This is a genomic window from Pseudomonas sp. SJZ131 (assembly GCF_007828705.1).
In the GTDB taxonomy this organism is placed as follows: domain Bacteria; phylum Pseudomonadota; class Gammaproteobacteria; order Pseudomonadales; family Pseudomonadaceae; genus Aquipseudomonas; species Aquipseudomonas prosekii.
Genome location: NZ_VIVC01000004.1, coordinates 267,170 through 289,501 on the forward strand (window position 1 = coordinate 267,170; position 22,332 = coordinate 289,501).

A 22,332-nucleotide genomic window follows, 5' to 3' on the forward strand; every position below is an offset into this window, starting at 1 on the left:
TAATGGCTGCCTTTTTCGCCCAATGATTTTGCGGAGCTGGTGATGGCCGAACGTATGGCGTCTGTCGAGCGCGACACTCTGGAAACCCAGATCAAAGCCTCGATCAACCTGGATGGCACCGGAAAGGCCCGATTTGATATCGGTGTGCCTTTTCTTGAGCACATGCTGGACCAGATCGCCCGTCACGGGCTGATCGACCTGGATATTGTCAGCAAGGGTGACCTGCATATCGACGACCACCACACGGTGGAAGACGTCGGTATCACGTTGGGTCAGGCCTTCGCCAAAGCCATCGGCGACAAGAAAGGCATCCGTCGCTACGGCCACGCCTACGTGCCGCTCGATGAAGCGCTGTCGCGCGTAGTGATCGACTTCTCCGGCCGCCCAGGCCTGCAGATGCACGTTCCCTACACCCGCGCCACCGTTGGCGGTTTCGACGTTGACCTGTTTCAGGAATTCTTCCAGGGCTTCGTCAACCACGCCCTCGTCAGCCTGCACATCGACAACCTGCGCGGCACCAACACTCACCACCAGATCGAAACCGTGTTCAAGGCTTTCGGTCGCGCATTGCGCATGGCGGTAGAGCTGGATGACCGCATGGCCGGGCAAATGCCATCGACCAAAGGCGTTCTGTAATGCAGACGGTTGCGGTTATCGATTACGGCATGGGCAACCTGCACTCGGTGGCCAAGGCGCTGGAGCACGTCGGTGCCGGTAAAGTCCTGATCACCAGCGATGCCAACGTGATTCGCGAAGCTGACCGCGTGGTGTTCCCCGGTGTCGGCGCGATTCGCGATTGCATGGCCGAGATCCGGCGCCTGGGCTTCGATTCGCTGGTGCGTGAAGTCAGCCAGGACCGGCCGTTCCTCGGCATCTGCGTGGGCATGCAAGCCTTGCTCGACAGCAGCGAAGAGAACGACGGCGTCGACTGTATCGGCCTGTTTCCGGGCGCGGTGAAGTTCTTCGGCAAAGACCTGCATGAAGACGGCGAACACCTGAAAGTCCCGCACATGGGCTGGAACCAGGTGCAGCAGAAGGTCAGTCACCCGCTGTGGCACGACATTCCGGACCTGGCGCGCTTCTATTTTGTGCACAGCTACTACATTGCCGCCGCGAATGCCCGGCAAGTGGTGGGTGGCGGACACTATGGTGTCGATTTCGCCGCTGCGCTGGCCGATGGCTCGCGTTTCGCCGTGCAATTTCACCCGGAGAAGAGCCATACCCATGGCCTGCAATTGCTGCAGAACTTCGCCGCGTGGGATGGTCGCTGGTAAATGGCCGTCAAGAAAAAGCCGCCGATCCTGACCCTCACTCCCGAGCAGGAGAACGAGGCCAATCACAAGATCAAACGCTTTATGGAAGATCGCTTCGAACTGGACCTGGGTTCGTTCGAAGCGGCGGAAATCCTTGAACTGTTTACCCGCGAAATTGCGCCGCACTATTACAACAGGGCGATTTTCGATGTGCAGACGCACCTTAAAGAAAGGTTCGAAAGCATCGAAAGCGACCTGTGGGCGCTCGAGAAAAACTGATTTTCGAGCGAAGCTGAACAATCGAATTTGAAGGTTTGCCAGATGCTGATTATTCCCGCTATCGATCTCAAGGACGGTGCCTGTGTTCGTCTGCGCCAGGGCCGCATGGAAGATTCCACGGTGTTCTCCGATGACCCGGTGAGCATGGCCGCCAAGTGGGTGGAGGGCGGTTGCCGTCGTTTGCATCTGGTCGATCTGAACGGCGCGTTCGAAGGCCAGCCGGTCAACGGCGAAGTGGTCACCGCGATCGCCAAGCGCTACCCGAACCTGCCGATCCAGATTGGCGGCGGGATCCGCTCGCTGGAAACCATCGAGCATTACGTCAAGGCTGGCGTTAGCTACGTGATCATCGGCACCAAAGCCGTGAAAGACCCAGCCTTCGTCGCCGAAGCCTGCCGCGCGTTTCCGGGCAAAGTGATTGTCGGCCTCGACGCCAAAGACGGTTTTGTCGCAACTGACGGCTGGGCTGAAATCAGCACCGTGAACGTCATCGACCTGGCCAAGCAATTCGAGTCTGACGGCGTCTCCGCGATCGTTTATACCGACATCGCCAAAGACGGCATGATGCAGGGCTGCAACGTTTCGTACACCGCGGCGCTGGCTGCTGCCACGCGCATTCCGGTGATCGCTTCCGGTGGCATTCACAACCTCGGCGACATCAAGTCGCTGCTCGACGCCAAGGCGCCGGGCATCATCGGCGCCATCACCGGCCGGGCGATTTATGAGGGCACCCTTGACGTCGCCGAAGCGCAAGCTTTCTGCGATTCGTACACAGGCTGAGGACTGACCATGGCGCTGGCCAAACGCATCATCCCTTGCCTGGACGTGGACAACGGCCGGGTCGTCAAAGGTGTGAAGTTCGAGAACATCCGCGATGCCGGCGACCCGGTGGAAATTGCCCGTCGTTATGACGAGCAGGGTGCCGACGAGATTACCTTTCTCGACATCACCGCCAGCGTCGATGGCCGCGACACCACGCTGCATACCGTCGAGCGCATGGCCAGCCAGGTGTTTATCCCGCTGACCGTCGGCGGTGGTGTGCGCACCGTGCAGGACATTCGCAATTTGCTGAATGCCGGCGCGGACAAGGTCTCGATCAACACCGCCGCGGTGTTCAACCCGGAATTCGTCGGCGAAGCGGCGCAGCATTTCGGCTCGCAATGCATCGTCGTTGCCATCGATGCGAAGAAGGTTTCACTGCCGGGCGAAACTCCGCGCTGGGAAATCTTCACCCACGGTGGCCGCAAGCCGACCGGCCTCGACGCGGTCGAGTGGGCGAAAAAAATGGAAGGCCTCGGCGCCGGTGAAATCCTCCTGACCAGCATGGACCAGGACGGCATGAAAAACGGTTTCGACCTCGGCGTGACCCGCGCGATCAGCGATGCGCTGGGCATTCCGGTGATCGCTTCCGGCGGCGTCGGCAACCTCCAGCATTTGGCCGACGGCATCATTGAAGGCCACGCCAGCGCAGTACTGGCGGCGAGTATTTTCCACTTCGGCGAATACACCGTGCAGGAAGCCAAGGCTTACATGGCGCATCGCGGCATCGTCATGCGCTGACAAAGCGCTACAGGCCAGTGGACAGCATGGCGGGCTCAAGGCACTCTTGGGCACGCCATGGATTCCGGTAGTCAGACATGCTCAAACGCTTTCTTGTTGTTCTCGCCAGCGCTTCTCTGTTGCTGATCAATGCAGCCCGCGCCGAAGAAGGTCCCGCCACCGACCTGGTGTTGCTGACGGAAAACTTCCCGCCCTACAACATGGCGAAGAACGGCAAAAACTTCGCTCAGGACGAGAACATCAATGGCATTGCCGTGGACATCGTCCGCGAGATGTTCAAACGCACCGACATCACCTACAGCCTGACGCTGCGTTTCCCTTGGGAGCGCATCTACAAACTCGCCCTCGAAAAACCCGGTTACGGCGTGTTCGTGATGGCGCGGCTGCCGGATCGCGAAAAGCTCTTCAAATGGGTCGGCCCGATTGGCCCGGATGACTGGATCATGCTGGCCAAGGCTGACAGCAAGATCACCCTCGAAACCCTGCATCAGGCGCGCAAGTTCCGCATCGGCGCTTACAAGGGTGATGCGATTGCCGAGACGCTGGCCAAGCAAGGCTTGAAGCCGATTGTGGTGCTGCGCGATCAGGACAACGCGAAAAAACTGGTCAGCGGGCAGATTGACCTGTGGGCCACCGGCGACCCGGCCGGGCGTTATCTGGCGCGGCAGGACGGCGTGACGGGGCTCAAAACGGTGCTGCGATTCAACAGCGCCGAACTCTATCTGGCGCTGAACAAAGACGTCCCGGACGAGGTGGTGACCAAGCTGCAAACCGCGCTCGACGCCATGCGCAAGGAAGGCGTGGTGGATGACATCATGGCTAATTACCTCTGACACCCCGTTATCAGACACCCAGTTATCAACATGTGGGAGTGAGCCTGCTCGCGATAGGGCAATGTCAGACGACATGATTGTCGTTTGGCAGACCGCTATCGCGAGCAGGCTCACTCCTACCCTTGGTTTTGTGCTGTGGCGAATTAGCGGTACACGCCATCCTTGCCGTGGGCGGCAGTGGCGCGATTGCTGCGCACGCTGATCATCAGTTTGATGTCGATCCAGTCAATTCCCTGAGCCTTCAGCTTCGGCATCTCGCGCTCCAGCACCGCCAGCGTCTGCGGATACGGATGGCCGATCATCACCGCCGAGCCCTGCTTTTTCGCCAGGCTGATCGCCGTCTGCAGTTGCGTGAAAATCGCCGCCTCGGTGCGTTCATCGTCGAGAAACACATCGCGCGAAACACTCGCCAGACCAATCTTCTGCGCCTCGGCCGCGCCGACCGTTTGTGCGCTGGTGCGGCTGTCGACGAAGAATTTGTGCCGCCGCTGCAACTCCGCCATCAGCCAGGCCATCGCCGGTTGCTGCGCGGTCATGCGGCTGCCCATGTGGTTGTTGATGCCGGCGGTGTAGGGCACCGCTTTGAACGCCGCGTTGAGGCGTTTTTCCAGTTCTTCGAGGGGCAACTCGGGATGCCAGGCAAACGGGCCGGTGGCCGGGTCCATGGGCATGTGCAGGATGACGATTTTGCCGGCACGATGGGCTTCGCGGGCGAATTCGGCGGCGTGCGGAGTGTCGGGCATGATCGCCGTGGTTACCGGGCCGGGGAGGGCGAGTACACGACGATCCCGAGGCAGGTTCTGCCCCAGGTCATCGATGATCAGCGTCAGGTAGGCTTTGTTTGGCGCCGTGGTGCTGGCGGGCGCTGCGTGAGCAACACCCGCCAGACAGCACAACAGCGCCAGGATAATCCGCAGGTGCATCTCAGCGGCCGGACGTAATGCTCAGCCCTTTGAGCAGGCTCAGGGCCTGGGCCAGTTGATAGTCGTCATCCTGCGGCATGGCTTTGGCCTTGCTGCTGGAGGTCGGTTTGTCGGCGCCGCCGTTGCCATTGCCCAAGTGACCTTGCAGATCGGCTTCCTTGAAGTACTCGCCGTCCTGCTCGTTGGTGATCTTGGCTTTGCGCACTTCGATGTCCGGGACGATGCCCTGAGCCTGAATCGAGCGGCCGTTCGGCGTGTAATACAGCGCCGTGGTGATCTTCAAGGCGCGGTCGTTGTTCAGCGGCAGCACGGTTTGTACCGAGCCCTTGCCGAAACTGGTGGTGCCCATGACCACCGCGCGTTTCTGGTCCTGCAACGCGCCGGCGACAATTTCCGACGCCGAGGCACTGCCGCCGTTGATCAGCGCGACCATTGGCACGGCTTCGCTTTCGTCCTTGCCGGTCGCCGAGAAGCGCAGTTCGGAGTTGGCGATGCGGCCCTTGGTGTAGACGATCAGGCCTTTGGTGATGAAGTGGTCAACCACTTCGACCGCCGCTTGCAGCACGCCGCCCGGGTTGTTGCGCAGGTCGAGAATGATGCCGTTGAGCTTCTTGCCGTTGTCCTTGCGCAACTTGGCGAGGGCCTTGGAGACCTCTTCGCCGGTCTTGACCTGGAATTGGGTAATGCGGATGTAGCCGTAGCCGGATTCCAGCAACTGCGCCTTGACGCTCTTGACCTGGATGATGGCGCGGGTCAGCACCACGTCGAAAGGCGTGCCGCCGTCGCGAACCAGGGTCAGGGTAATTTTCTGGCCGATCTTGCCGCGCATCTTGTCGACCGCTTCGGTCATGGTCTGGCCGCGAGTCGGTGCGCCGTTGATCTTGACGATAAAGTCGCCGGCCTGAATGCCAGCCTTGGACGCCGGAGTGTCGTCGATTGGCGAGACCACTTTGATGAAGCCGTCTTCGGCGCCGACTTCAATGCCCAGGCCGCCGAATTCACCGCTGGTGCTTTCCTGCAGCTCGGCGAAGTCTTCCGGGCCAAGGTAGGCGGAGTGCGGATCGAGGTTGCTGAGCATGCCTTTGATGGCATTTTCCAGCAGGGTCTTGTCGTCTACCGGTTCGACATACGCCGCTTTGATCCGGTCCATGACCTCGGCAAAAGTGCGCAACTCTTCCAGCGGCAATGGCGCCTTGGTGGTTGCCGCGGTGCCCGCAGGTGCAGGTGCTGGCGCAGCCGCCGGAGCAGGCTGAGCGGCGAACGCCAACGGCGCGCCGATCACCAGGGCGATCGTCAGGGCCAGCGAGGTAAGGCGGGACAAATGCAGCATGTCGAACGAACTCCTAATGTAGGTGACTCAACGCCTATCCTTGCGCGCGGCACCATTGCGCCGGATCACTCGGGTGACCCTGCTGACGAATTGCGAAATACAACGCCGGCGTATCCTGCCCGCCACTGTTCCCGACAGTGGAAATGGACTCACCGGCTTTAACCACATCACCCGCAGACTTGAGCAGCGTCTGGTTGTGACCATAAAGACTCAAAAAACCGTTGCCGTGATCGAGGATCACCAGCAGCCCGGCGCCGCGCAACCAGTCGGCGAACACCACGCGACCACCGTGCACGGCATGCACCTGGCTGCCGGCGGAGGCGCTGATCATCACGCCGTCCCACTTGGTCCGCACGTCATCGCCGCGGCTCTCGCCGAAGCGCGCCAACAGTCGACCATCAACCGGCCATGGAAGTTTGCCGCGGGTCGAAGCAAATGCGCCGCCAAAGGTTTCGCCGGAACTTGAAACCAGCGCGCCAGGTGTCGATTTGACCGGTTTGCGTGGGGCATCAGTATTGGCGTTGGCCTGTTCCTGAGCCTCACGTAAACGCTTTTTTTCGGCTTCCTGCTGGGCGATCAGCGCTTTTTGCCGCGCTTCTTCTGCCTCACGGGCCTGACGGGCCAGGGTTTCTTCGATGGTTTTAAGGACTTTAGACAGGTCTGCCTGATCCTGCTCGCGGGCGGCGAGTTTCTGATCGCGCGCCTTCACGTCGCTGCTCAGCTTGGCCAAGACTTGCTGGCGTTCCTGGCGGACTTTTTCGAGTTCGTCGCGCTGACTGTCGAGGCTGCTTTTCTGCACCAGCAATTGCGCTTGCTGCAGGCCGATGTCTTTTTCGACATTGGCCAATTGGCGCAGGGTTTCGTTGAAATTCTTCAGCTGCTCCAGGCGCGCCTGGCTCAGGTAATCGTAATAAGTCAGGGTGCGGGCAAATTTTTCCGGGTTCTGCTGGTTGAGCAGCAGTTTCAGGTACTCCTGACGCCCGTTCTGGTAGGCCGCGCGAGCCTGAATGGCGATCAGTCGTTGCTGTTCAACGCGCGCGCTCTGGAGTTTTTTTTTCTCGGCATCGAGTCGCTGCAGCTCGGATTCGCTTTTCTTCAGCTCTTTTTGCAGCGCATCGACCTGCTTCTCGAGTTTGCCCATCTCGGTCTCGGTGCCCTTGAGCTCTTTTTGCACACCGGATCTTTCTTCCTGCAGCTTGCCCAGCAGTTTTTTCAGCTCGGCAATGTCCTGACGCGTCGCGTCCAACTGTTGTTGGGTTTGCGCGCGCTCATCAGCAAAGGCTGGCTGGAGCAGGCAAGTCAGGGCAAGGGCTATCAGGACGCGAAGCATAGAGGCGGGCGACACCAGGGAAAGGGACGGCCTAGTATGCCCGCCAAGCGCTGCAAAAAAAACGCCCAATTGGGACTGTGTGATAACCGGAGCAGCGTTAACCCTGAAAACACCCCAAAACCAATGTGGGAGCGAGCTTGCTCGCGATGCCGGCCTGACATTCAACATAGATGTTGGCTGTCAGATTGCTATCGCGAGCAGGCTCGCTCCCACAGGGTTTGATGGTGTTTTGGAGGCCGATTACACCAGGATCGAGGTGCCGGTCATTTCTGCCGGTTTCTCCAGGCCCATCAACATCAGCATGGTCGGTGCAACGTCCGCCAATACGCCGCCATCGCGCACTTTGAAATCACGCTTGCCGACATAAATGAACGGCACCGGCTCGGTGGTGTGGGCGGTGTGCGCCTGATGGGTTTCTTCGTCGGACATCTTCTCGCAGTTGCCGTGGTCGGCGGTGATCAGCGCCTCGCCGCCAACCTTTTCCAGCGCCTCGACGATGCGGCCAACGCACAGGTCCAGGCATTCCACGGCTTTCACCGCCGCTTCGAGATTGCCGCTGTGGCCGACCATGTCGCCGTTGGCGTAGTTGACCACGATCACGTCAAACCGCTGGTTTTCGATAGCCTCGACGATGCGGTCGGTGACTTCCGGCGCGCTCATTTCCGGCTGCAAGTCGTAAGTGGCGACTTTCGGCGACGGGATCAGAATGCGTTCTTCGCCCGGGAACGGTTCTTCGCGGCCGCCGGAGAAGAAGAAGGTCACGTGCGCGTATTTTTCGGTTTCGGCGATGCGCAGTTGGGTCTTGCCGTTTTTCGCCAGGTAATCACCGAGCACGTTCTCCAGGCTGCCGGCGGCGAACGCGGACGGCGCAGGAATGCTGGCGGCGTATTGGGTCAGCATGACGAAACCGGCCAGTTTCGGCTGGCGCGCGCGTTGGAAGTCATGGAAATCTTCTTCGACGAAGACGCGGGTCAGTTCGCGGGCGCGGTCGGCGCGGAAGTTCATGAACACCACGGCGTCGCCGTCTTCGACTTTGACTGGCTCGCCGATGGAGGTGGCTTTGACGAATTCGTCGCTCTCGCCACGTTCATACGCCGCTTGCAGACCTTCCTGCGCGGTGGCGGCGTTGAATTGGCCATTGCCGTCGACAATCAGGTTGTACGCCTGCTCGACGCGGTCCCAGCGATTGTCGCGGTCCATGGCGAAGTAGCGGCCGACGATGCTGGCGATCCGTCCTTTGCCCAGGGCTTCGAAGGTTGCGTCGAGCAGTTCAATCGACGACTCGGCGCTTTTTGGCGGAGTGTCGCGACCGTCGAGGAATGCGTGCAGGTAAATTTTTTCAGCGCCGCGCTTGAACGCCAGTTCAGCCATCGCGACCAGGTGGTCCTGGTGGCTGTGAACGCCGCCATCGGACAGCAGGCCCATGAAGTGCACGGCTTTGCCGGCAGCCACGGCTTTATCGACAGCGGCGCAGATGGTCGGGTTTTCGAAGAACTCGCCGTCGCGGATCGATTTGGTCACGCGCGTGAAGTCCTGATACACCACGCGGCCCGCCCCGAGGTTCATGTGGCCGACTTCGGAGTTGCCCATTTGCCCGTCCGGCAGGCCGACATCCATGCCGCTGCCCGAGATCAGGCCGTTCGGCACCGTAGCGCTGAGGCGATCGAGCACAGGCTTGTTGGCCGAGTACACGGCGTTGGCTTCGTGGCTCTCACTGTGACCGAAGCCGTCGAGAATCATCAGGACCAAAGGTTTAGGCGTGGTAGTCATGGAATCCACTCGTGGCTGAGTTAAAAAGAGGGCGATGCAAAAAAGGAGTGGCAGTTTAAAGCTAAGTTCACATCACGTCACCGCCGGACGGGGTTTGGCCCGCCATAGGGCCTGTGTATACTGGCCCACTTTTCACGCCCTGGAACCACCTTAAATGCTTGATCACCTGATTGCATTTGCCACCACCCACTATTTGCTGGCCGGTATTTTCGTGCTTCTGCTGGCTCTGCTGATCGCCCATGAGATGAAAGGTGGCGGCCGTAGCCTGAGCACCGGTGAACTGACCGGGCTGGTCAACAAGGACGCAGGCGTGGTGATCGACATTCGTTCGGCCAAGGATTTCGCCGCCGGTCACATTGTTGGCGCGCTGAACATTCCCCACGACAAACTGACTGCACGTGTCGGCGAGCTGAACAAGCACAAGGACAAGACCATCATCCTGGTCGACGCCCAAGGCCAGACTGCCGGCACCCACGCTCGCGAACTGATGAAATCCGGCTTCACCGCCGCCAAGCTGTCCGGCGGGATTTCCAGCTGGAAGGGCGACAACCTGCCGTTGGTGAAGTGACATGAGCAACGTCGTCGTCTATTCCAGCGATTACTGCCCTTATTGCTCGCGAGCCAAGTACCTGCTCGAGAACAAAGGCGTGGCCTTCGAAGAGATCAAGGTCGATGGCAAGCCGCAGGTGCGCGCCGCAATGGCTCAGAAGGCGGGGCGCACGTCCGTGCCGCAAATCTGGATCGGCGAGCGCCACATCGGTGGCTGTGATGATTTGTTTGCCCTTGAGCGCGCCGGTAAGCTCGACGCCTTGCTCAAGGCCTGAACGCCTTCCCTACACGACCCCAAGATCAGAAAGGATCTGAGATGACTGACCAACAGAACACTGCAGCTAGCGAAGAAGAAACCGCACCGCAATTCTCCTTGCAGCGCATCTATGTACGTGACTTGTCCTTCGAAGCCCCGAAAAGCCCGGCGATCTTTCGCCAGCAGTGGGAGCCGAGTGTCGGTCTGGATCTCAATACCCGTCAAAAAGCCCTGGAAGGCGACTTCCACGAAGTCGTGCTGACCTTGTCGGTGACCGTGAAAAACGGTGAGAACGGCGAAGTGGCGTTCATCGCTGAAGTGCAACAGGCCGGGATCTTCCTGATCAAGAACCTCGACGACGCTTCGATGAGCCACACCCTTGGCGCATTCTGCCCGAACATCCTGTTCCCGTACGCTCGTGAAACTCTGGACAGCCTGGTTACACGCGGCTCGTTCCCGGCGCTGATGCTGGCTCCGGTGAACTTCGACGCACTGTACGCCCAGGAACTGCAACGCATGCAGGCGGCTGGCGAGACTCCGTCCGTTCAATAAGCGTTCGGCAACACCCATGTGGGAGCGAGCTTGCTCGCGAATCGGGAGTGTCAGGTGACATCTGAGTCGTCTGACACACCGCTTTCGCGAGCAAGCTCGCTCCCACATTTGTTTGGGGTTACTTGAAACCGAGTTGGCGCCAGCCTTCGTAGACGGCGACGGCCACGGTGTTCGACAGGTTCAGGCTGCGGCAGCCTTCGCGCATCGGCAGGCGCAGGCGCTGGTCGCCGGGCAGGGCGTCGAGCACTTCTGCTGGCAGGCCACGGCTTTCCGGGCCGAACAGGAACGCGTCGCCCTCAGCGAAACTGGCATCATGAAACGGCCGCGAGCCCTTGGTGGTGAACGCGAACAGCCGTGGATGACCGAGGCTTTCCAGGCAACTGGCGAGGTCGGCATGGCGCTGCAGGGTGGCGTACTCGTGGTAATCGAGGCCGGCCCGGCGCAGGCGCTTGTCGTCCATCTCGAAGCCCAACGGCTCGATCAAATGCAGGTGGCAGCCACTGTTGGCGCACAGCCTGATAACGTTGCCGGTATTCGGCGGAATTTCTGGTTGGAAGAGGATGACGTGAAACATGCACGGCTCCGAAGGTAAAGATGAGCGGCATTCTACGCCGCCCGTGGACAACCGTTCGAAACTATTCCCGCGCGTCATCGGATCGCTGGCGATTGTCGGCGTGATGATCGGGTTGATGATCGGCCGCCTGACCACGCCAGACCCGACCGCGTTGCAGCAGGTCGAAGTGACTGGCGACGGTTTGGTGGTGTGGTTCAACAACGAACCGAAGACCCACGGCGAGATTATCGACGGCAGCGTCGCGTTGTTGTTCAGTGCTGAAGGCAAGGCGCAAAAGGGTCAGCTTAAGCTCAACGGCAAAGACGTGAACTGGCGTGTGCGTTTGAGTGATGGAGGGTTGTTGCTGACGCTGGTGGCGGCCCGGCCACTGCAAGGCGAGTGGGCCGGTAGTGAGGTCGATGACCGCTGGCGGCTGGAGATCCATCTCCGAGAGCAATAAAAGAGGGAATCCCCGGCCTGCCTGTACCAAGGTTCCCAAAACGGCAGGGACTCGCTAATGGCTGTGAGTCCCGGTGTAAAGAAGGAACCCTTGACCTGCCTGTATCAAGGGCCCCAAACGGGTGGGCTCGTCGCTAAGCGGTGTGAGCCCGATGTAAAGAGGGGAATCCCCGGCCTGCCTGTACCAAGGTCCCCGAAACCGGTGAGTGAACTGAATCACTGAATGGACTATTGCAGGGCGCGTGCCAGGTTTTAACAAGTTGAAACAGAAAGTTGTGCTGATGCGCCAGAGGCCCCGTGATTCGGGGCTTTTGTGTTTTTGTCGGGTGGGTTTTTCAGCGAATGACGACGGGATTTCAGGCGAGTAGTTGTGCGCGATTGCGGGTCATCGTGCATTGGTGCGGTGCATGAGGGGGGACTGCGGTGCACAGAGGAATGAGGGCTGATCCAAAGTCCACCCCTCACCCTAACCCTCTCCCCAGAGGGGTGAGGGGACTGACCGAGTTGTTATTTGGAGTTGCATCGACCTGGGATATTGAGGCGAATTCAGGAGGTGAAAGCCATGGAGATCAGATCCCTCTCCCAAGAAGGGTGATGGGACTGACCGAGTTGTTATTTCGAGTGGCATCGACCTGGGATATCGAGGCGAATTCAGGATGTGAAAGCCATGGAGATCGGCTCCCTTTCCCCTTCCCCCATAGGGTTATGAGGACTGACCGAGTTGTTTTTTCGAGTTGCATCGATCTGGGGTATCGAGGCGAATTCAGGAGGTGAAATCCATGGAGATCAGCTCCCTTCCCCCTCTCCCCTTTGGGGAGAGGGCTGGGGTGAGGGGCTGGTTTTTGAAGGCAACGCAGGCTTTGAGCGAATTGGGGTTAACCCTCTTCGCCCTCATCATCATCCCCACCATCGACCTTCATCCCCAGTTCCTTGATCTTGCGCGTCAGGGTATTTCGCCCCCAACCCAGCAACACAGCAGCATCACGTCGACGGCCAGCCGTGTGCTTCAGCGCGGTCTCGATCATGATCCGCTCGAACGCCGGCACTGCGCTGTCGAGTAAACTCGACTGGCCGCGCGCCAACGCCTGATCGGCCCACTGGCGCAGCGCTTGCTCCCAGTTGGTCACCGGCGCCGAATCCTGCGGCAGGTTCAACAGCTCTGGCGGCAGGTCGCTGATGTGCACTTCGCGACCCGAAGCCATCACCGTGATCCAGCGGCAGGTGTTTTCCAACTGCCGCACGTTGCCGCCCCATGGCAGATTCTTCAGGTATTCCTCGGTTTCGCTTTTCAGCAATTTCGGCTCGACCGCCAGTTCCTGCGCGGCGCGGCTGAGGAAGTGCTTGGCCAGGGTCGGAATGTCTTCGCGACGGTCCGACAGCCGTGGGATGTGAATGCGGATTACGTTGAGGCGGTGGAACAAGTCTTCCCGGAATTTCCCGGCGTGCACCAGGGTTTCCAGATTCTGGTGCGTCGCGGCGATGATCCGCACATCGACCTTGACCGGCGTGTGACCGCCGACGCGGTAAAACTCGCCGTCCGCCAATACGCGCAGCAAACGCGTCTGCGTGTCGGCCGGCATGTCACCGATTTCATCAAGGAACAACGTGCCGCCGTCAGCCTGTTCAAAACGCCCGCGACGCAGGTTGGCCGCGCCGGTGAACGCGCCTTTCTCATGGCCGAACAGTTCGGATTCCATCAAGTCTTTGGGGATCGCCGCCATATTCAGCGCAATGAACGGCGATGCCGCGCGCGGACTGTGACGGTGCAGCGCGTGGGCGACCAGTTCTTTACCGGTGCCGGATTCGCCGTTGATCAGCACAGTGATGTTGGAGTGGCTCAAGCGCCCGATGGCGCGAAACACTTCCTGCATCGCCGGCGCTTCGCCGATGATTTCCGGGGTGCGAGTCAGCGCCACCGGCACTTCCAGACCTTGCTGTTCCTGCGCGTGCTGGTTGGCGCGCTTGACCAGCGACACCGCTTCATCGACGTCGAACGGCTTGGGCAGGTACTCGAATGCGCCACCCTGATAGGACGCGACAGCGCTGTCCAGATCGGAGTGCGCGGTCATGATGATCACTGGCAGCCGTGGGTGTTGTTCGCGAATCCGCGCCAGCAAGTCCAGACCACTGGCGCCCGGCATGCGGATGTCGGAGATGATCACGTCCGGCTGCTGGCGCGCCAGGCGGCTCATCACGCCATCGGCGCTGTCGAAGCTCTGCGTGGTCATGCCTTCCTGCTGCAAGGCTTTTTCCAGGACCCAACGGATTGAACGGTCGTCATCGACGATCCACACGGTTTCACTACGGCTCATGTCGATGTGGCTCCTTGTTCCAGTGGCAGAAAGATCGAGAAAGTGGTGTGGCCTGGGTGGCTGTCACACTCGATCAGGCCCTGGTGCTGGCTGATGATGTTCTGAGTAATGGCCAGGCCGAGCCCGGTACCGTCCGGGCGGCCGCTGACCATTGGGAAGAAGATGGTGTCCTGCAATTCGGCCGGGATGCCGGGGCCGTTGTCGATGATCTCGATCTTGGTCACCAGGCGATGGCGCACGTGGCCGATGGTGAATTGGCGCATCGCGCGGGTGCGCAAACTGATGCGGCCCAGGCGCAATTCGTTCTGGCTGCTGATGGCTTGCATGGCGTTGCGCACGATATTCAGCACCGCTTGAATCATCTGTTCGCGATCAATCAGCACGTCGGGAATGCTTGGGTCGTAGTCGCGCACCAGGGTGATGCAACCTTGGCTTTCGGCCTCGACCAGATGCGAAACGCGCTCCAGCACTTCGTGAATGTTGCACATCGCCAGTGACGGCAGCTTGTTCGAGCCGAGCATGCGATCAACCAGATTGCGCAGGCGGTCGGCCTCTTCGATGATCACGTTGGTGTAATCGCGCAGGCTCTCTTCCGGCAGTTCGCGGGCGAGCAATTGCGCGGCGCCACGAATCCCGCCCAGCGGATTCTTGATCTCGTGGGCGAGGCCGCGCACCAGCATTTTGCTGGTTTCCTGTTTCGACAGCTGCGCCTCTTCTTTGGTGATGCGCAGCAAGCGGTCACGCGGGTGCACTTCCAGCAATAACAGCGTGTCGCCATTACTGAGGATCGGCGTCACCGCGTAATCCACGGTCAGTGTCTGGCCGGTGAGGGCGGTGAGCATCGCTTCGCGCTTGGTGAACGGGTGCGCCTGCTCGACGGCCTGGCGCAAGGAATTCAACGCTTCAGTCGATTCGGTGAACAACTCACTGATGAACTGCCCATGGCTGCGCTGGCCGCTGATCGCCAGAAGCATCTCCGCCGCCGGGTTCATGTACTCCAGACGCAATTGGGCGTCGAGCAAGATGGTGGCGGTGGTCAGGTTGTCGAGTAATAGCCGATGCAGTGCGTCGCTAATGGTCATCCGGACCTCTTTTGGAGCGGGGCGCGCGCAAGAAATGCGCGCTGATACGGGGAAAATGCAAAAACCAAACCAAAGCTCCGAAAAGAAGCGTTTAACGCTTGAAACGGGCGTTTAGCGCTCGATCTCGTGGCGTTCTGCCAGCTGTTGCGGGTAGTTTCGAACCAAAATGGGCTGGCATGTGGGAACCGTGCAACCGTTTGCACCAACATAGTGCGCAAACCTGAACGGCTTTAAAAGAAGCGGAAGAACGGATTTTTTTCTTCGGGCGGTTTGTCTTTGAGCGGACATTCCGGGCGTTGCCCGTAATCGGTGAGGGCGCAGGGTTTGACCTGACGCTTCTGCGCCAGGGAGATGCGCAACATGTGGAAAGGTTGATTGGCCGTGCGCTCGACCGTGCGACCCTGCGCGTCGAGGATTTCCACCGAGAGGTTGTGGCTGCCACGGTCGATATTGCTCAAGGCGAACACCGGGCTCGGGCCGGGTTCGGCGGTGGCTTTGCCGTCGAGTAACAAACGGTAGCGATGACCGCGTTGCAAGCCGGGTTCGCTGGTAACGCTGACGATCAATTCGCCGGCGCTGCTGCGCAGGGTAGCGTCCGGTTCCGGCACTAAAACCCGCAGCATGTCGTAGCGAAATGGCGCGGGCTCGGCGGTTTTTTCTGCGGCGGTGACTGGCGCTGCGCCGGTCGGGTTGGCGGTCATGCGATTGCTGGTGGCCAGCGGCACGCGTTTGGCGTTGCCGTGGCCGGGCTGGTCGGTGAAGACGCGATTGCCCTGTTTGTCGATGTAGGTGTAGACGTCGGCCATGGCCGTGGAGGTCATCGCCAGCAGGCTCAGAATCAGCAGCCAGCGCTTCAATTGGTGTGCACCCGTTGCACGGTGAAGGTGACGAAAGGGCTCTGCTGGATCACGGTGTCGCCGCTGATTACCTGGACTGCGAGGCTGTGTTCGCCGCGATCAATGTTGACCAGTTGCAGGATCGGCACATTGCTCGGCTGGCCGTAAGGTTGTTCATCGAGCAGCAACCTGAACAGCTGCGCGCCTTGCAGTCGCGGTTTGATCAACACGCTGACGGTGAACGTGCCGTTGTTGGCGCGCAGGGCCTCGGTGGTCGGCAGCCCGGTCAATTCCAGCACCTCGTAGGCGTTGCCGGGTTGTTCGCGGGTTGAGGTTTCGGGCGCCGGGGCGGCAGGCGTTTGCGGTTCGACACTGTTGAGCGGCGGCAACTCGACCGGCTGCGCCTGCACACCATCGGGCGGCTGGTTGCTGTACGCGGTGTTGCCATCGGCGTCGGTGTACTTGTAGATCTGCGCTGCGGCGGGCAGGGCGATCAGCATCGACATCAACATCAACATCAAAAGAAAACCACGACCCATAAAATCGACCAGATGCGAAAGCGTTGGGTTGCAGCATAGGTCAGTGAAAGGGCTTGGCCCAAGTTGTTAACATTTGGCGATGAATTTTTGCCGGGTTGAAGATTGACCCCTCACCCCAACCCTCTCCCAGAGGGGAGAGGGGGGGAAGGGAGCTGATCTTCATGCTTTTCAAATTCTGAGTTCGACTCAGGGCTTTCAGGTCGCTGTATTTAGAACATGCAACTCGGTCGGCCCCCTCTACCCCTTGGGGAGAGGGTTGGGGTGAGGAGTGGCTCTTGAGGCCGGCTCCCATAGTCCAATTATTCACAGGCACAAAAAAGACCTCCCGAAGGAGGCCTCTTTTTGTCACGCCGCGGTTAGGGGCGCTACCGGATCAGCAGCTGTAGTACAGCTCATATTCCAGTGGGTGTACGAAGGTGCGGACCTTGATTTCTTCTTCGCTTTTCAGAGCGATGTAAGCGTCGATGAAGTCGTCGGAGAACACGCCGCCCTTGGTCAGGAACGCGCGGCCCTTGTCCAGCTCTTCCAGGGCTTCTTTCAGGCTGCCGCAAACTTGTGGGATCTCTTTCGCCTCTTCAGGCGGCAGGTCGTACAGGTTTTTGTCAGCAGCATCGCCAGGGTGGATCTTGTTCTGGATGCCGTCCAGGCCAGCCATCAACAGTGCAGCAAAACCCAGGTACGGGTTGGCTGCTGGATCCGGGAAGCGGGCTTCGATACGGCGAGCGCGCGGGCTCGACACGTAAGGAATACGGATCGACGCGGAACGGTTGCGAGCCGAGTAGGCCAGCATTACCGGTGCTTCGAAACCTGGGACCAGACGCTTGTAGGAGTTGGTCGACGGGTTGGTGAAGCCGTTCAGTGCCTTACCGTGCTTGATGATGCCGCCGATGAAGTACAGAGCGGTGTCGGACAGGCCGGCATAACCTTCGCCAGCGAAGGTGTTCTTGCCATCTTTGGCGATGGACAAGTGCACGTGCATACCCGAACCGTTATCGCCGTACAAAGGCTTAGGCATGAAGGTCGCGGTGCGGCCGTAAGCGTCAGCCACGTTGTGTACGCAGTACTTCAGGGTCTGAACTTCGTCAGCCTTGGCTACCAGCGTGTTGAACTTCACACCGATTTCGTTCTGGCCGGCAGTGGCCACTTCGTGGTGGTGAACTTCGATGACCAGGCCCATTTCTTCCATGGCGTTGCACATGGAGGTACGGATTTCGTGGTCGTGGTCGAATGGCGGAACCGGGAAGTAGCCACCTTTGATGCCTGGACGGTGGCCGCGGTTGCCGCCTTCCACGTCCTGGTCGGACATCCACGAACCTTGTTCGGAGAAGATTTTGAACATCGAACCGGAGATGTCGGACTTGAACTTCACTTCGTCGAAGATGAAGAACTCTGGCTCCGGGCCAACGAATACGGTGTCACCGATACCGGTCGACTTCAGGTATTCCTCGGCACGCTTGGCGATCGCACGTGGGTCGCGGTCGTAGCCTTGCATGGTCGACGGCTCGATCACGTCGCAGACCAGAATCAGGGTCGGCTCTTCGGTGAACGGGTCGAGCACAGCGGTGCTGTCGTCCGGCATCAGGATCATGTCGGAGGCTTCGATGCCTTTCCAGCCAGCAATGGAGGAACCGTCGAACATTTTGCCTTCTTCGAAGAAAGCGTCATCCAGCGCGTCGCGAGCCGGCATGGTCACGTGGTGCTGAGTGCCTTTGGTGTCCGTGAAGCGCAGATCAATCCACTTGACGTCATGATCTTTGATGAGTTGAACCGACTTCGACATAGTGTCCTCCGGGTGGCTTCGGGCTTTGGTAGTGGATGGCCCTGAAATATGGGTGATGCCGGCGCGAATACTCTGCCAAGGCAACCTGCCTCACAAGGGAGCAAATTGCATGCCAGTGCCCCACCATGGGTTTTTTGCGCCAAATTCAAGCTTATAGAGGTGCAATTTGCCGCAAAGGTCAAATAAGCGCCCCCTAATGTAGCGTCTTAATCCATAAATGACCCGTTTTGGTGCGCGCAAAACCTTCTGCATATTAACTGGTTAAACCTTGAGCAATTTCCGCTATAATCCGCGCCCCCCTTTTTCGGCTGGCCCAGCGCGCGCTGTTTTCATGAAACTAATCGTAAAAGTCTTCCCCGAGATCACCATCAAGAGCCGCCCGGTACGGATGCGTTTCATCCGCCAGTTGGCCAAGAACATCCGTGCCGTGCTCCGCGATCTGGACCCGGCTGTGGTGGTGAACGGCGTGTGGGACAACCTCGAGTTGGAAACCCGCGTCAGCGAGCCCAAAGCCCTGAAGGAAATGACCGAGCGCCTGAGCTGCATGCCGGGCATCGCGCATTTCCTGCAGGTCGATGAATACCCGTTGGGTGACTTCGACGACATCGTCGCCAAGTGCAAACAGCACTACGGCGATGCGCTGGCGGGGAAGATTTTTTCGGTACGTTGCAAGCGCGGCGGGCATCACACTTTCTCGTCGATGGACGTCGAGAAATACGTCGGCAGCCAACTGCGTCGTCAGTGCGGCGCCGCCGGGATTTCCCTGAAAGAGCCGGAAATCGAAGTTCGCATCGAAATTCGCGACCAACGGTTGTATGTGATCCACAGCCAGCACAACAGCATCGGCGGTTATCCGCTGGGAGCGCTGGAACAGACGCTTGTGCTGATGTCCGGCGGCTTTGACTCGACAGTCGCCGCCTACCAGATCATGCGTCGCGGTCTGATGAGCCATTTCTGCTTCTTCAATCTGGGCGGACGTGCCCACGAACTGGGCGTCATGGAAGTCGCACACTTCATCTGGAAGAAGTACGGCAGCTCCCAACGCGTGTTATTTGTCAGTGTGCCGTTCGAGGAAGTCCTGGGAGAAATTCTCGGGAAAGTCGATAACAGTCATATGGGCGTAGTTTTGAAGCGTATGATGTTGCGCGCTGCGTCGAAGATTGCCGATCGGCTGGACATCGATGCGCTGGTGACCGGTGAAGCGATCTCCCAGGTGTCGAGCCAGACGTTGCCGAACCTGTCGTTGATCGACTGTGTGACCGAGAAGCTGGTCTTGCGCCCGCTGATCGCCAGTCACAAGCAGGACATCATCGACCAGGCCAACGAAATCGGCACCGCCGACTTCGCCAAGCACATGCCCGAATACTGCGGGGTCATCTCGGTGAACCCCAAGACCCACGCCAAGCGCAACCGCGTGGAGTACGAAGAACAACAGTTCGACATGGCCATCCTCGAGCGTGCGCTCGAAAACGCCAAACTGGTGCCGATCGATCGCGTGATCGACGAATTGGGCCAGGACTTGCAGATCGAAGAAGTCAGCGAAGCACTGGCGGGCCAGATCATCATCGACATCCGTCACCCGGATGGCGCTGAAGACGAGCCGCTGAAAATCGCTGGCATTGAGGTACAGACGATGCCGTTTTATGCATTGAACGCTCGTTTCAAGGAACTGGACCCTACTCGCCAGTACCTGCTGTATTGCGACAAAGGCGTGATGAGTCGCCTGCATGCCCACCATTTGCTCAGTGAGGGGCATGCCAATGTGCGCGTTTATCGACCGAGCTAAGTGCCCGGGGCTGTTTGCCTGTGGCCTGCGTCACCGGCCCCCCGACGCCGCCGTCAAGCTGTAACGGCTTTGCCGGACTCTACTGTTAATCGCTGCCAAGACTTGTCAGCACACCGAATCCTCTGATCGAGATACACAAGTGATCGAAAATCTACGCAACATCGCCATCATTGCTCACGTTGACCACGGTAAAACCACCCTGGTAGACAAACTCTTGCGTCAATCCGGCACCCTGGAGCGCAACGAGCTCAACGACGAGCGCGTGATGGACTCCAACGACCAGGAGAAAGAGCGCGGTATTACCATTCTGGCGAAAAACACCGCCATCAACTGGAACGGCTACCACATCAACATCGTGGACACCCCGGGCCACGCCGACTTCGGCGGCGAAGTTGAACGCGTAATGTCGATGGTCGACTCCGTTCTGCTGCTGGTTGACGCTCAAGACGGCCCTATGCCGCAAACCCGTTTCGTGACCAAGAAGGCTTTCGAAGCCGGCCTGCGTCCGATCGTGGTGATCAACAAGGTTGACCGTCCAGGCGCGCGTCCGGACTGGGTTCTGGACCAGATCTTCGACCTGTTCGACAACCTCGGTGCTACCGAAGAACAGCTGGACTTCAAAGTCGTCTACGCCTCGGCCCTGAACGGTATTGCCGGTCTGGAACACACCGACATGGCTGAAGACATGACCCCGCTGTACCAGTCGATCGTCGACAACGTACCAGCGCCTAAAGTCGACCGCGATGGTCCGTTCCAGATGCAAATCTCGGCACTGGACTACAACAGCTTCCTGGGTGTTATCGGTGTTGGCCGTATCGCTCGTGGCCGCATCAAGCCGAACACTCCGGTTGTCGCCATCGACGCCGACGGCAAGAAGCGTAACGGTCGTATCCTGAAGCTGATGGGTCACCACGGTCTGCACCGTATCGACGTTGACGAAGCAGCTGCCGGCGACATCGTCTGCATCAGCGGCTTCGACCAGCTGTTCATCTCCGACACTCTGTGCGACCCACTGAACGTCGAAGCGATGAAGCCGCTGACCGTTGACGAACCAACCGTTTCCATGACTTTCCAGGTAAACGACTCGCCTTTCTGCGGTAAAGAAGGCAAGTTCGTGACGTCCCGTAACATCAAGGAACGTCTGGACAAAGAACTGCTCTACAACGTTGCTCTGCGCGTTGAAGAAGGCGACACCGCTGACAAGTTCAAAGTCTCCGGTCGTGGCGAGCTGCACTTGTCCGTACTGATCGAAACCATGCGTCGCGAAGGCTTCGAAATGGGTGTTGGTCGTCCGGAAGTGATCATCCGTATGGTTGACGGCGTGAAGCACGAACCGTACGAAAACGTGACTATCGACCTGCCGGAAGAATCGCAAGGTTCGATCATGGAACAGATCGGTATCCGTAAAGGCGACCTGACCAACATGGTTCCGGATGGCAAGGGCCGTGTGCGCCTTGAGTACAACATCCCGGCTCGTGGCTTGATCGGTTTCCGTAACGAGTTCCTGACCCTGACCTCCGGTGCAGGCATCCTGACCTCGATCTTCGACCGTTACGACGTGATGAAGTCCGGCGACATGTCCGGCCGTCAGAACGGCGTGCTGGTTTCGGTTGCTACCGGTAAGGCGCTGACTTACTCGCTGGAAACCCTGCAAGCTCGCGGCAAATTGTTCCTCGGTCACGGCGAAGACGTGTACGAAGGTCAAATCGTCGGCATCAACAGCCGCGACAACGACCTGGGCGTCAACCCAACCAAAGGCAAGAAGCTCGACAACATGCGTGCCTCGGGTAAAGACGAAACCATCGCTTTGGTTCCGCCTATCCGTTTCACCCTGGAGCAAGCTCTGGAATTCGTTCAAGAAGACGAATTGTGCGAAGTCACTCCTAAGTCCATCCGTCTTCGCAAGAAGATCCTGGGCGAAAGCGAGCGTACCCGCGCTGCCAAGAAGTCCGGTAACTGAGTCTCGACTTAGTTAGCTGACAAAAAAACGCCCCCGATCGCGAGATCGGGGGCGTTTTTGTTTGTCTGGGGGAAAGGAATTTGGCTGGCGGTGTTTTCAGAGTTTTGGGGATGATCTGGGATCGACCCCTCACCCCAACCCTCTCCCCAAGGGGTAGAGGGGGCTGACCGAGGTGTTTATTGGAGGTACGGCGACCTGAAAGATCGAGTCGAACTCAAGTTTTGAAAAGCTTGAAGATCGGCTCCCTTTCCTCCTCTCCCTAGGGGGCTGACCGAGGTGTTTAGTGGAGGTGCTGCGACCTGAAAGATCGAGTCGAACTCAAGTTTTGAAAAGCTTGAAGATCGGCTCCCTTTCCTCCTCTCCCTAGGGGGCTGACCGAGGTGTTTAGTG

The 22,332-nt window shown here is 59.2% G+C and carries 22 protein-coding genes; 12 read left to right on the top strand and 10 right to left on the bottom strand.

Annotated features, from left to right (window positions below; translation table 11 throughout):
- Positions 1–42 precede the first annotated feature (42 nt).
- From hisB to FBY12_RS19205, 6 genes are all read left to right on the top strand, one after another.
- On the top strand, positions 43–636 hold the full coding sequence (hisB, locus tag FBY12_RS19180; RefSeq protein WP_007897437.1) for an imidazoleglycerol-phosphate dehydratase HisB: 594 nt from the start codon (positions 43–45) through the stop codon (positions 634–636).
- Positions 636–1,274: an imidazole glycerol phosphate synthase subunit HisH gene (gene hisH / locus FBY12_RS19185; RefSeq protein WP_109519928.1), complete on the top strand. Its 639-nt coding sequence runs from the start codon at positions 636–638 to the stop codon at positions 1,272–1,274. Before hisB ends, hisH begins: the two co-directional genes overlap by 1 nt.
- A complete protein-coding gene (locus FBY12_RS19190; RefSeq protein ID WP_008024930.1) occupies positions 1,275–1,532 on the top strand; it encodes a DUF2164 domain-containing protein in 258 nt (85 codons plus the stop codon).
- 42 nt (positions 1,533–1,574) lie between these two features.
- Positions 1,575–2,312: a 1-(5-phosphoribosyl)-5-[(5-phosphoribosylamino)methylideneamino]imidazole-4-carboxamide isomerase gene (gene hisA, locus FBY12_RS19195; protein ID WP_092274694.1), complete on the top strand. Its 738-nt coding sequence runs from the start codon at positions 1,575–1,577 to the stop codon at positions 2,310–2,312.
- Between the two features lie 9 nt (positions 2,313–2,321).
- On the top strand, positions 2,322–3,092 hold the full coding sequence (gene hisF / locus FBY12_RS19200; RefSeq protein ID WP_121731627.1) for an imidazole glycerol phosphate synthase subunit HisF: 771 nt from the start codon (positions 2,322–2,324) through the stop codon (positions 3,090–3,092).
- Between the two features lie 77 nt (positions 3,093–3,169).
- The gene (locus tag FBY12_RS19205) at positions 3,170–3,925 is read left to right on the top strand and encodes an ABC transporter substrate-binding protein (protein ID WP_092274688.1); all 756 of its coding nucleotides are present in this window, start codon (positions 3,170–3,172) and stop codon (positions 3,923–3,925) included.
- Between the two features lie 143 nt (positions 3,926–4,068).
- Here the strand turns inward: FBY12_RS19205 and FBY12_RS19210 are convergent, their stop codons facing one another.
- From FBY12_RS19210 to gpmI, 4 genes are all read right to left on the bottom strand, one after another.
- The gene (locus tag FBY12_RS19210) at positions 4,069–4,848 is read right to left on the bottom strand and encodes a divergent polysaccharide deacetylase family protein (RefSeq protein ID WP_145254995.1); all 780 of its coding nucleotides are present in this window, start codon (positions 4,846–4,848) and stop codon (positions 4,069–4,071) included.
- A gap of 1 nt (position 4,849) precedes the next feature.
- Positions 4,850–6,178 carry a S41 family peptidase gene (locus FBY12_RS19215; RefSeq protein ID WP_092274681.1) on the bottom strand — a complete coding sequence of 443 codons (1,329 nt, stop codon included), beginning with the start codon at positions 6,176–6,178 and terminating at the stop codon, positions 4,850–4,852.
- 34 nt (positions 6,179–6,212) lie between these two features.
- Positions 6,213–7,508, bottom strand: a complete 1,296-nt coding sequence (locus tag FBY12_RS19220) for a murein hydrolase activator EnvC (RefSeq protein WP_145254998.1) — start codon at positions 7,506–7,508, stop codon at positions 6,213–6,215.
- 240 nt (positions 7,509–7,748) lie between these two features.
- Positions 7,749–9,278 (bottom strand): 2,3-bisphosphoglycerate-independent phosphoglycerate mutase, encoded by a 1,530-nt coding sequence (gene gpmI, locus FBY12_RS19230; RefSeq protein WP_145255001.1) that lies wholly within the window; start codon positions 9,276–9,278, stop codon positions 7,749–7,751.
- Positions 9,279–9,432: 154 nt separating this feature from the next.
- Between gpmI and FBY12_RS19235 the strand changes: the two genes are divergently transcribed.
- From FBY12_RS19235 to secB, 3 genes are read left to right on the top strand one after another with little or no spacing between them, the layout of a single operon-like run.
- Positions 9,433–9,846 carry a rhodanese-like domain-containing protein gene (locus FBY12_RS19235; RefSeq protein WP_092274672.1) on the top strand — a complete coding sequence of 138 codons (414 nt, stop codon included), beginning with the start codon at positions 9,433–9,435 and terminating at the stop codon, positions 9,844–9,846.
- A 1-nt stretch (position 9,847) separates the two neighbouring features.
- Positions 9,848–10,102 carry a glutaredoxin 3 gene (gene grxC, locus FBY12_RS19240; RefSeq protein ID WP_045061998.1) on the top strand — a complete coding sequence of 85 codons (255 nt, stop codon included), beginning with the start codon at positions 9,848–9,850 and terminating at the stop codon, positions 10,100–10,102.
- Positions 10,103–10,143: 41 nt separating this feature from the next.
- Positions 10,144–10,635, top strand: coding sequence for a protein-export chaperone SecB (secB, locus tag FBY12_RS19245; protein WP_092274668.1), 492 nt, complete (start codon positions 10,144–10,146; stop codon positions 10,633–10,635).
- A 118-nt stretch (positions 10,636–10,753) separates the two neighbouring features.
- Here the strand turns inward: secB and FBY12_RS19255 are convergent, their stop codons facing one another.
- On the bottom strand, positions 10,754–11,209 hold the full coding sequence (locus tag FBY12_RS19255; RefSeq protein ID WP_101210009.1) for a tRNA (cytidine(34)-2'-O)-methyltransferase: 456 nt from the start codon (positions 11,207–11,209) through the stop codon (positions 10,754–10,756).
- Between FBY12_RS19255 and FBY12_RS19260 the strand changes: the two genes are divergently transcribed.
- Positions 11,208–11,648 carry a hypothetical protein gene (locus FBY12_RS19260; protein ID WP_145255005.1) on the top strand — a complete coding sequence of 147 codons (441 nt, stop codon included), beginning with the start codon at positions 11,208–11,210 and terminating at the stop codon, positions 11,646–11,648. The two genes, FBY12_RS19255 and FBY12_RS19260, sit on opposite strands and share 2 nt — an antisense overlap.
- Before the next feature lie 874 nt (positions 11,649–12,522).
- Here the strand turns inward: FBY12_RS19260 and ntrC are convergent.
- The 5 genes from ntrC to glnA form a co-directional block, all read right to left on the bottom strand.
- Entirely contained in the window at positions 12,523–13,959 is a 1,437-nt protein-coding gene (gene ntrC, locus FBY12_RS19265; protein ID WP_054055303.1) for a nitrogen regulation protein NR(I), read from the bottom strand.
- The gene (gene glnL, locus FBY12_RS19270) at positions 13,956–15,041 is read right to left on the bottom strand and encodes a nitrogen regulation protein NR(II) (RefSeq protein WP_092274659.1); all 1,086 of its coding nucleotides are present in this window, start codon (positions 15,039–15,041) and stop codon (positions 13,956–13,958) included. The genes ntrC and glnL overlap by 4 nt, the downstream gene beginning before the upstream one ends.
- Before the next feature lie 230 nt (positions 15,042–15,271).
- Entirely contained in the window at positions 15,272–15,898 is a 627-nt protein-coding gene (locus FBY12_RS19275; RefSeq protein WP_256663339.1) for a DUF4124 domain-containing protein, read from the bottom strand.
- Positions 15,895–16,416 (bottom strand): DUF4124 domain-containing protein, encoded by a 522-nt coding sequence (locus FBY12_RS19280; protein WP_145255008.1) that lies wholly within the window; start codon positions 16,414–16,416, stop codon positions 15,895–15,897. The genes FBY12_RS19275 and FBY12_RS19280 overlap by 4 nt, the downstream gene beginning before the upstream one ends.
- Before the next feature lie 373 nt (positions 16,417–16,789).
- On the bottom strand, positions 16,790–18,196 hold the full coding sequence (glnA, locus tag FBY12_RS19285) for a glutamate--ammonia ligase (RefSeq protein WP_092274653.1): 1,407 nt from the start codon (positions 18,194–18,196) through the stop codon (positions 16,790–16,792).
- Positions 18,197–18,527: 331 nt separating this feature from the next.
- Here glnA and thiI point away from each other — a divergent pair, with 331 nt between their 5' ends.
- Complete coding sequence (thiI, locus tag FBY12_RS19295) at positions 18,528–19,982, top strand: tRNA uracil 4-sulfurtransferase ThiI (protein WP_145255011.1); 1,455 nt, start codon at positions 18,528–18,530, stop codon at positions 19,980–19,982.
- A gap of 139 nt (positions 19,983–20,121) precedes the next feature.
- On the top strand, positions 20,122–21,942 hold the full coding sequence (gene typA, locus FBY12_RS19300) for a translational GTPase TypA (protein WP_027922156.1): 1,821 nt from the start codon (positions 20,122–20,124) through the stop codon (positions 21,940–21,942).
- Positions 21,943–22,332: the final 390 nt, after the last annotated feature.

Bases quoted from the DNA above. Each gene is read 5' to 3' on its own strand.
- hisB (WP_007897437.1), top strand. From the start codon at position 43: ATGGCCGAACGTATGGCGTCTGTCGAGCGCGACACTCTGGAAACCCAG.
- hisH (WP_109519928.1), top strand. From the start codon at position 636: ATGCAGACGGTTGCGGTTATCGATTACGGCATGGGCAACCTGCACTCG.
- FBY12_RS19190 (WP_008024930.1), top strand. From the start codon at position 1,275: ATGGCCGTCAAGAAAAAGCCGCCGATCCTGACCCTCACTCCCGAGCAG.
- hisA (WP_092274694.1), top strand. From the start codon at position 1,575: ATGCTGATTATTCCCGCTATCGATCTCAAGGACGGTGCCTGTGTTCGT.
- hisF (WP_121731627.1), top strand. From the start codon at position 2,322: ATGGCGCTGGCCAAACGCATCATCCCTTGCCTGGACGTGGACAACGGC.
- FBY12_RS19205 (WP_092274688.1), top strand. From the start codon at position 3,170: ATGCTCAAACGCTTTCTTGTTGTTCTCGCCAGCGCTTCTCTGTTGCTG.
- FBY12_RS19210 (WP_145254995.1), bottom strand. From the start codon at position 4,848: ATGCACCTGCGGATTATCCTGGCGCTGTTGTGCTGTCTGGCGGGTGTT.
- FBY12_RS19215 (WP_092274681.1), bottom strand. From the start codon at position 6,178: ATGCTGCATTTGTCCCGCCTTACCTCGCTGGCCCTGACGATCGCCCTG.
- FBY12_RS19220 (WP_145254998.1), bottom strand. From the start codon at position 7,508: ATGCTTCGCGTCCTGATAGCCCTTGCCCTGACTTGCCTGCTCCAGCCA.
- gpmI (WP_145255001.1), bottom strand. From the start codon at position 9,278: ATGACTACCACGCCTAAACCTTTGGTCCTGATGATTCTCGACGGCTTC.
- FBY12_RS19235 (WP_092274672.1), top strand. From the start codon at position 9,433: ATGCTTGATCACCTGATTGCATTTGCCACCACCCACTATTTGCTGGCC.
- grxC (WP_045061998.1), top strand. From the start codon at position 9,848: ATGAGCAACGTCGTCGTCTATTCCAGCGATTACTGCCCTTATTGCTCG.
- secB (WP_092274668.1), top strand. From the start codon at position 10,144: ATGACTGACCAACAGAACACTGCAGCTAGCGAAGAAGAAACCGCACCG.
- FBY12_RS19260 (WP_145255005.1), top strand. From the start codon at position 11,208: ATGCACGGCTCCGAAGGTAAAGATGAGCGGCATTCTACGCCGCCCGTG.
- FBY12_RS19255 (WP_101210009.1), bottom strand. From the start codon at position 11,209: ATGTTTCACGTCATCCTCTTCCAACCAGAAATTCCGCCGAATACCGGC.
- ntrC (WP_054055303.1), bottom strand. From the start codon at position 13,959: ATGAGCCGTAGTGAAACCGTGTGGATCGTCGATGACGACCGTTCAATC.
- glnL (WP_092274659.1), bottom strand. From the start codon at position 15,041: ATGACCATTAGCGACGCACTGCATCGGCTATTACTCGACAACCTGACC.
- FBY12_RS19280 (WP_145255008.1), bottom strand. From the start codon at position 16,416: ATGGGTCGTGGTTTTCTTTTGATGTTGATGTTGATGTCGATGCTGATC.
- glnA (WP_092274653.1), bottom strand. From the start codon at position 18,196: ATGTCGAAGTCGGTTCAACTCATCAAAGATCATGACGTCAAGTGGATT.
- thiI (WP_145255011.1), top strand. From the start codon at position 18,528: ATGAAACTAATCGTAAAAGTCTTCCCCGAGATCACCATCAAGAGCCGC.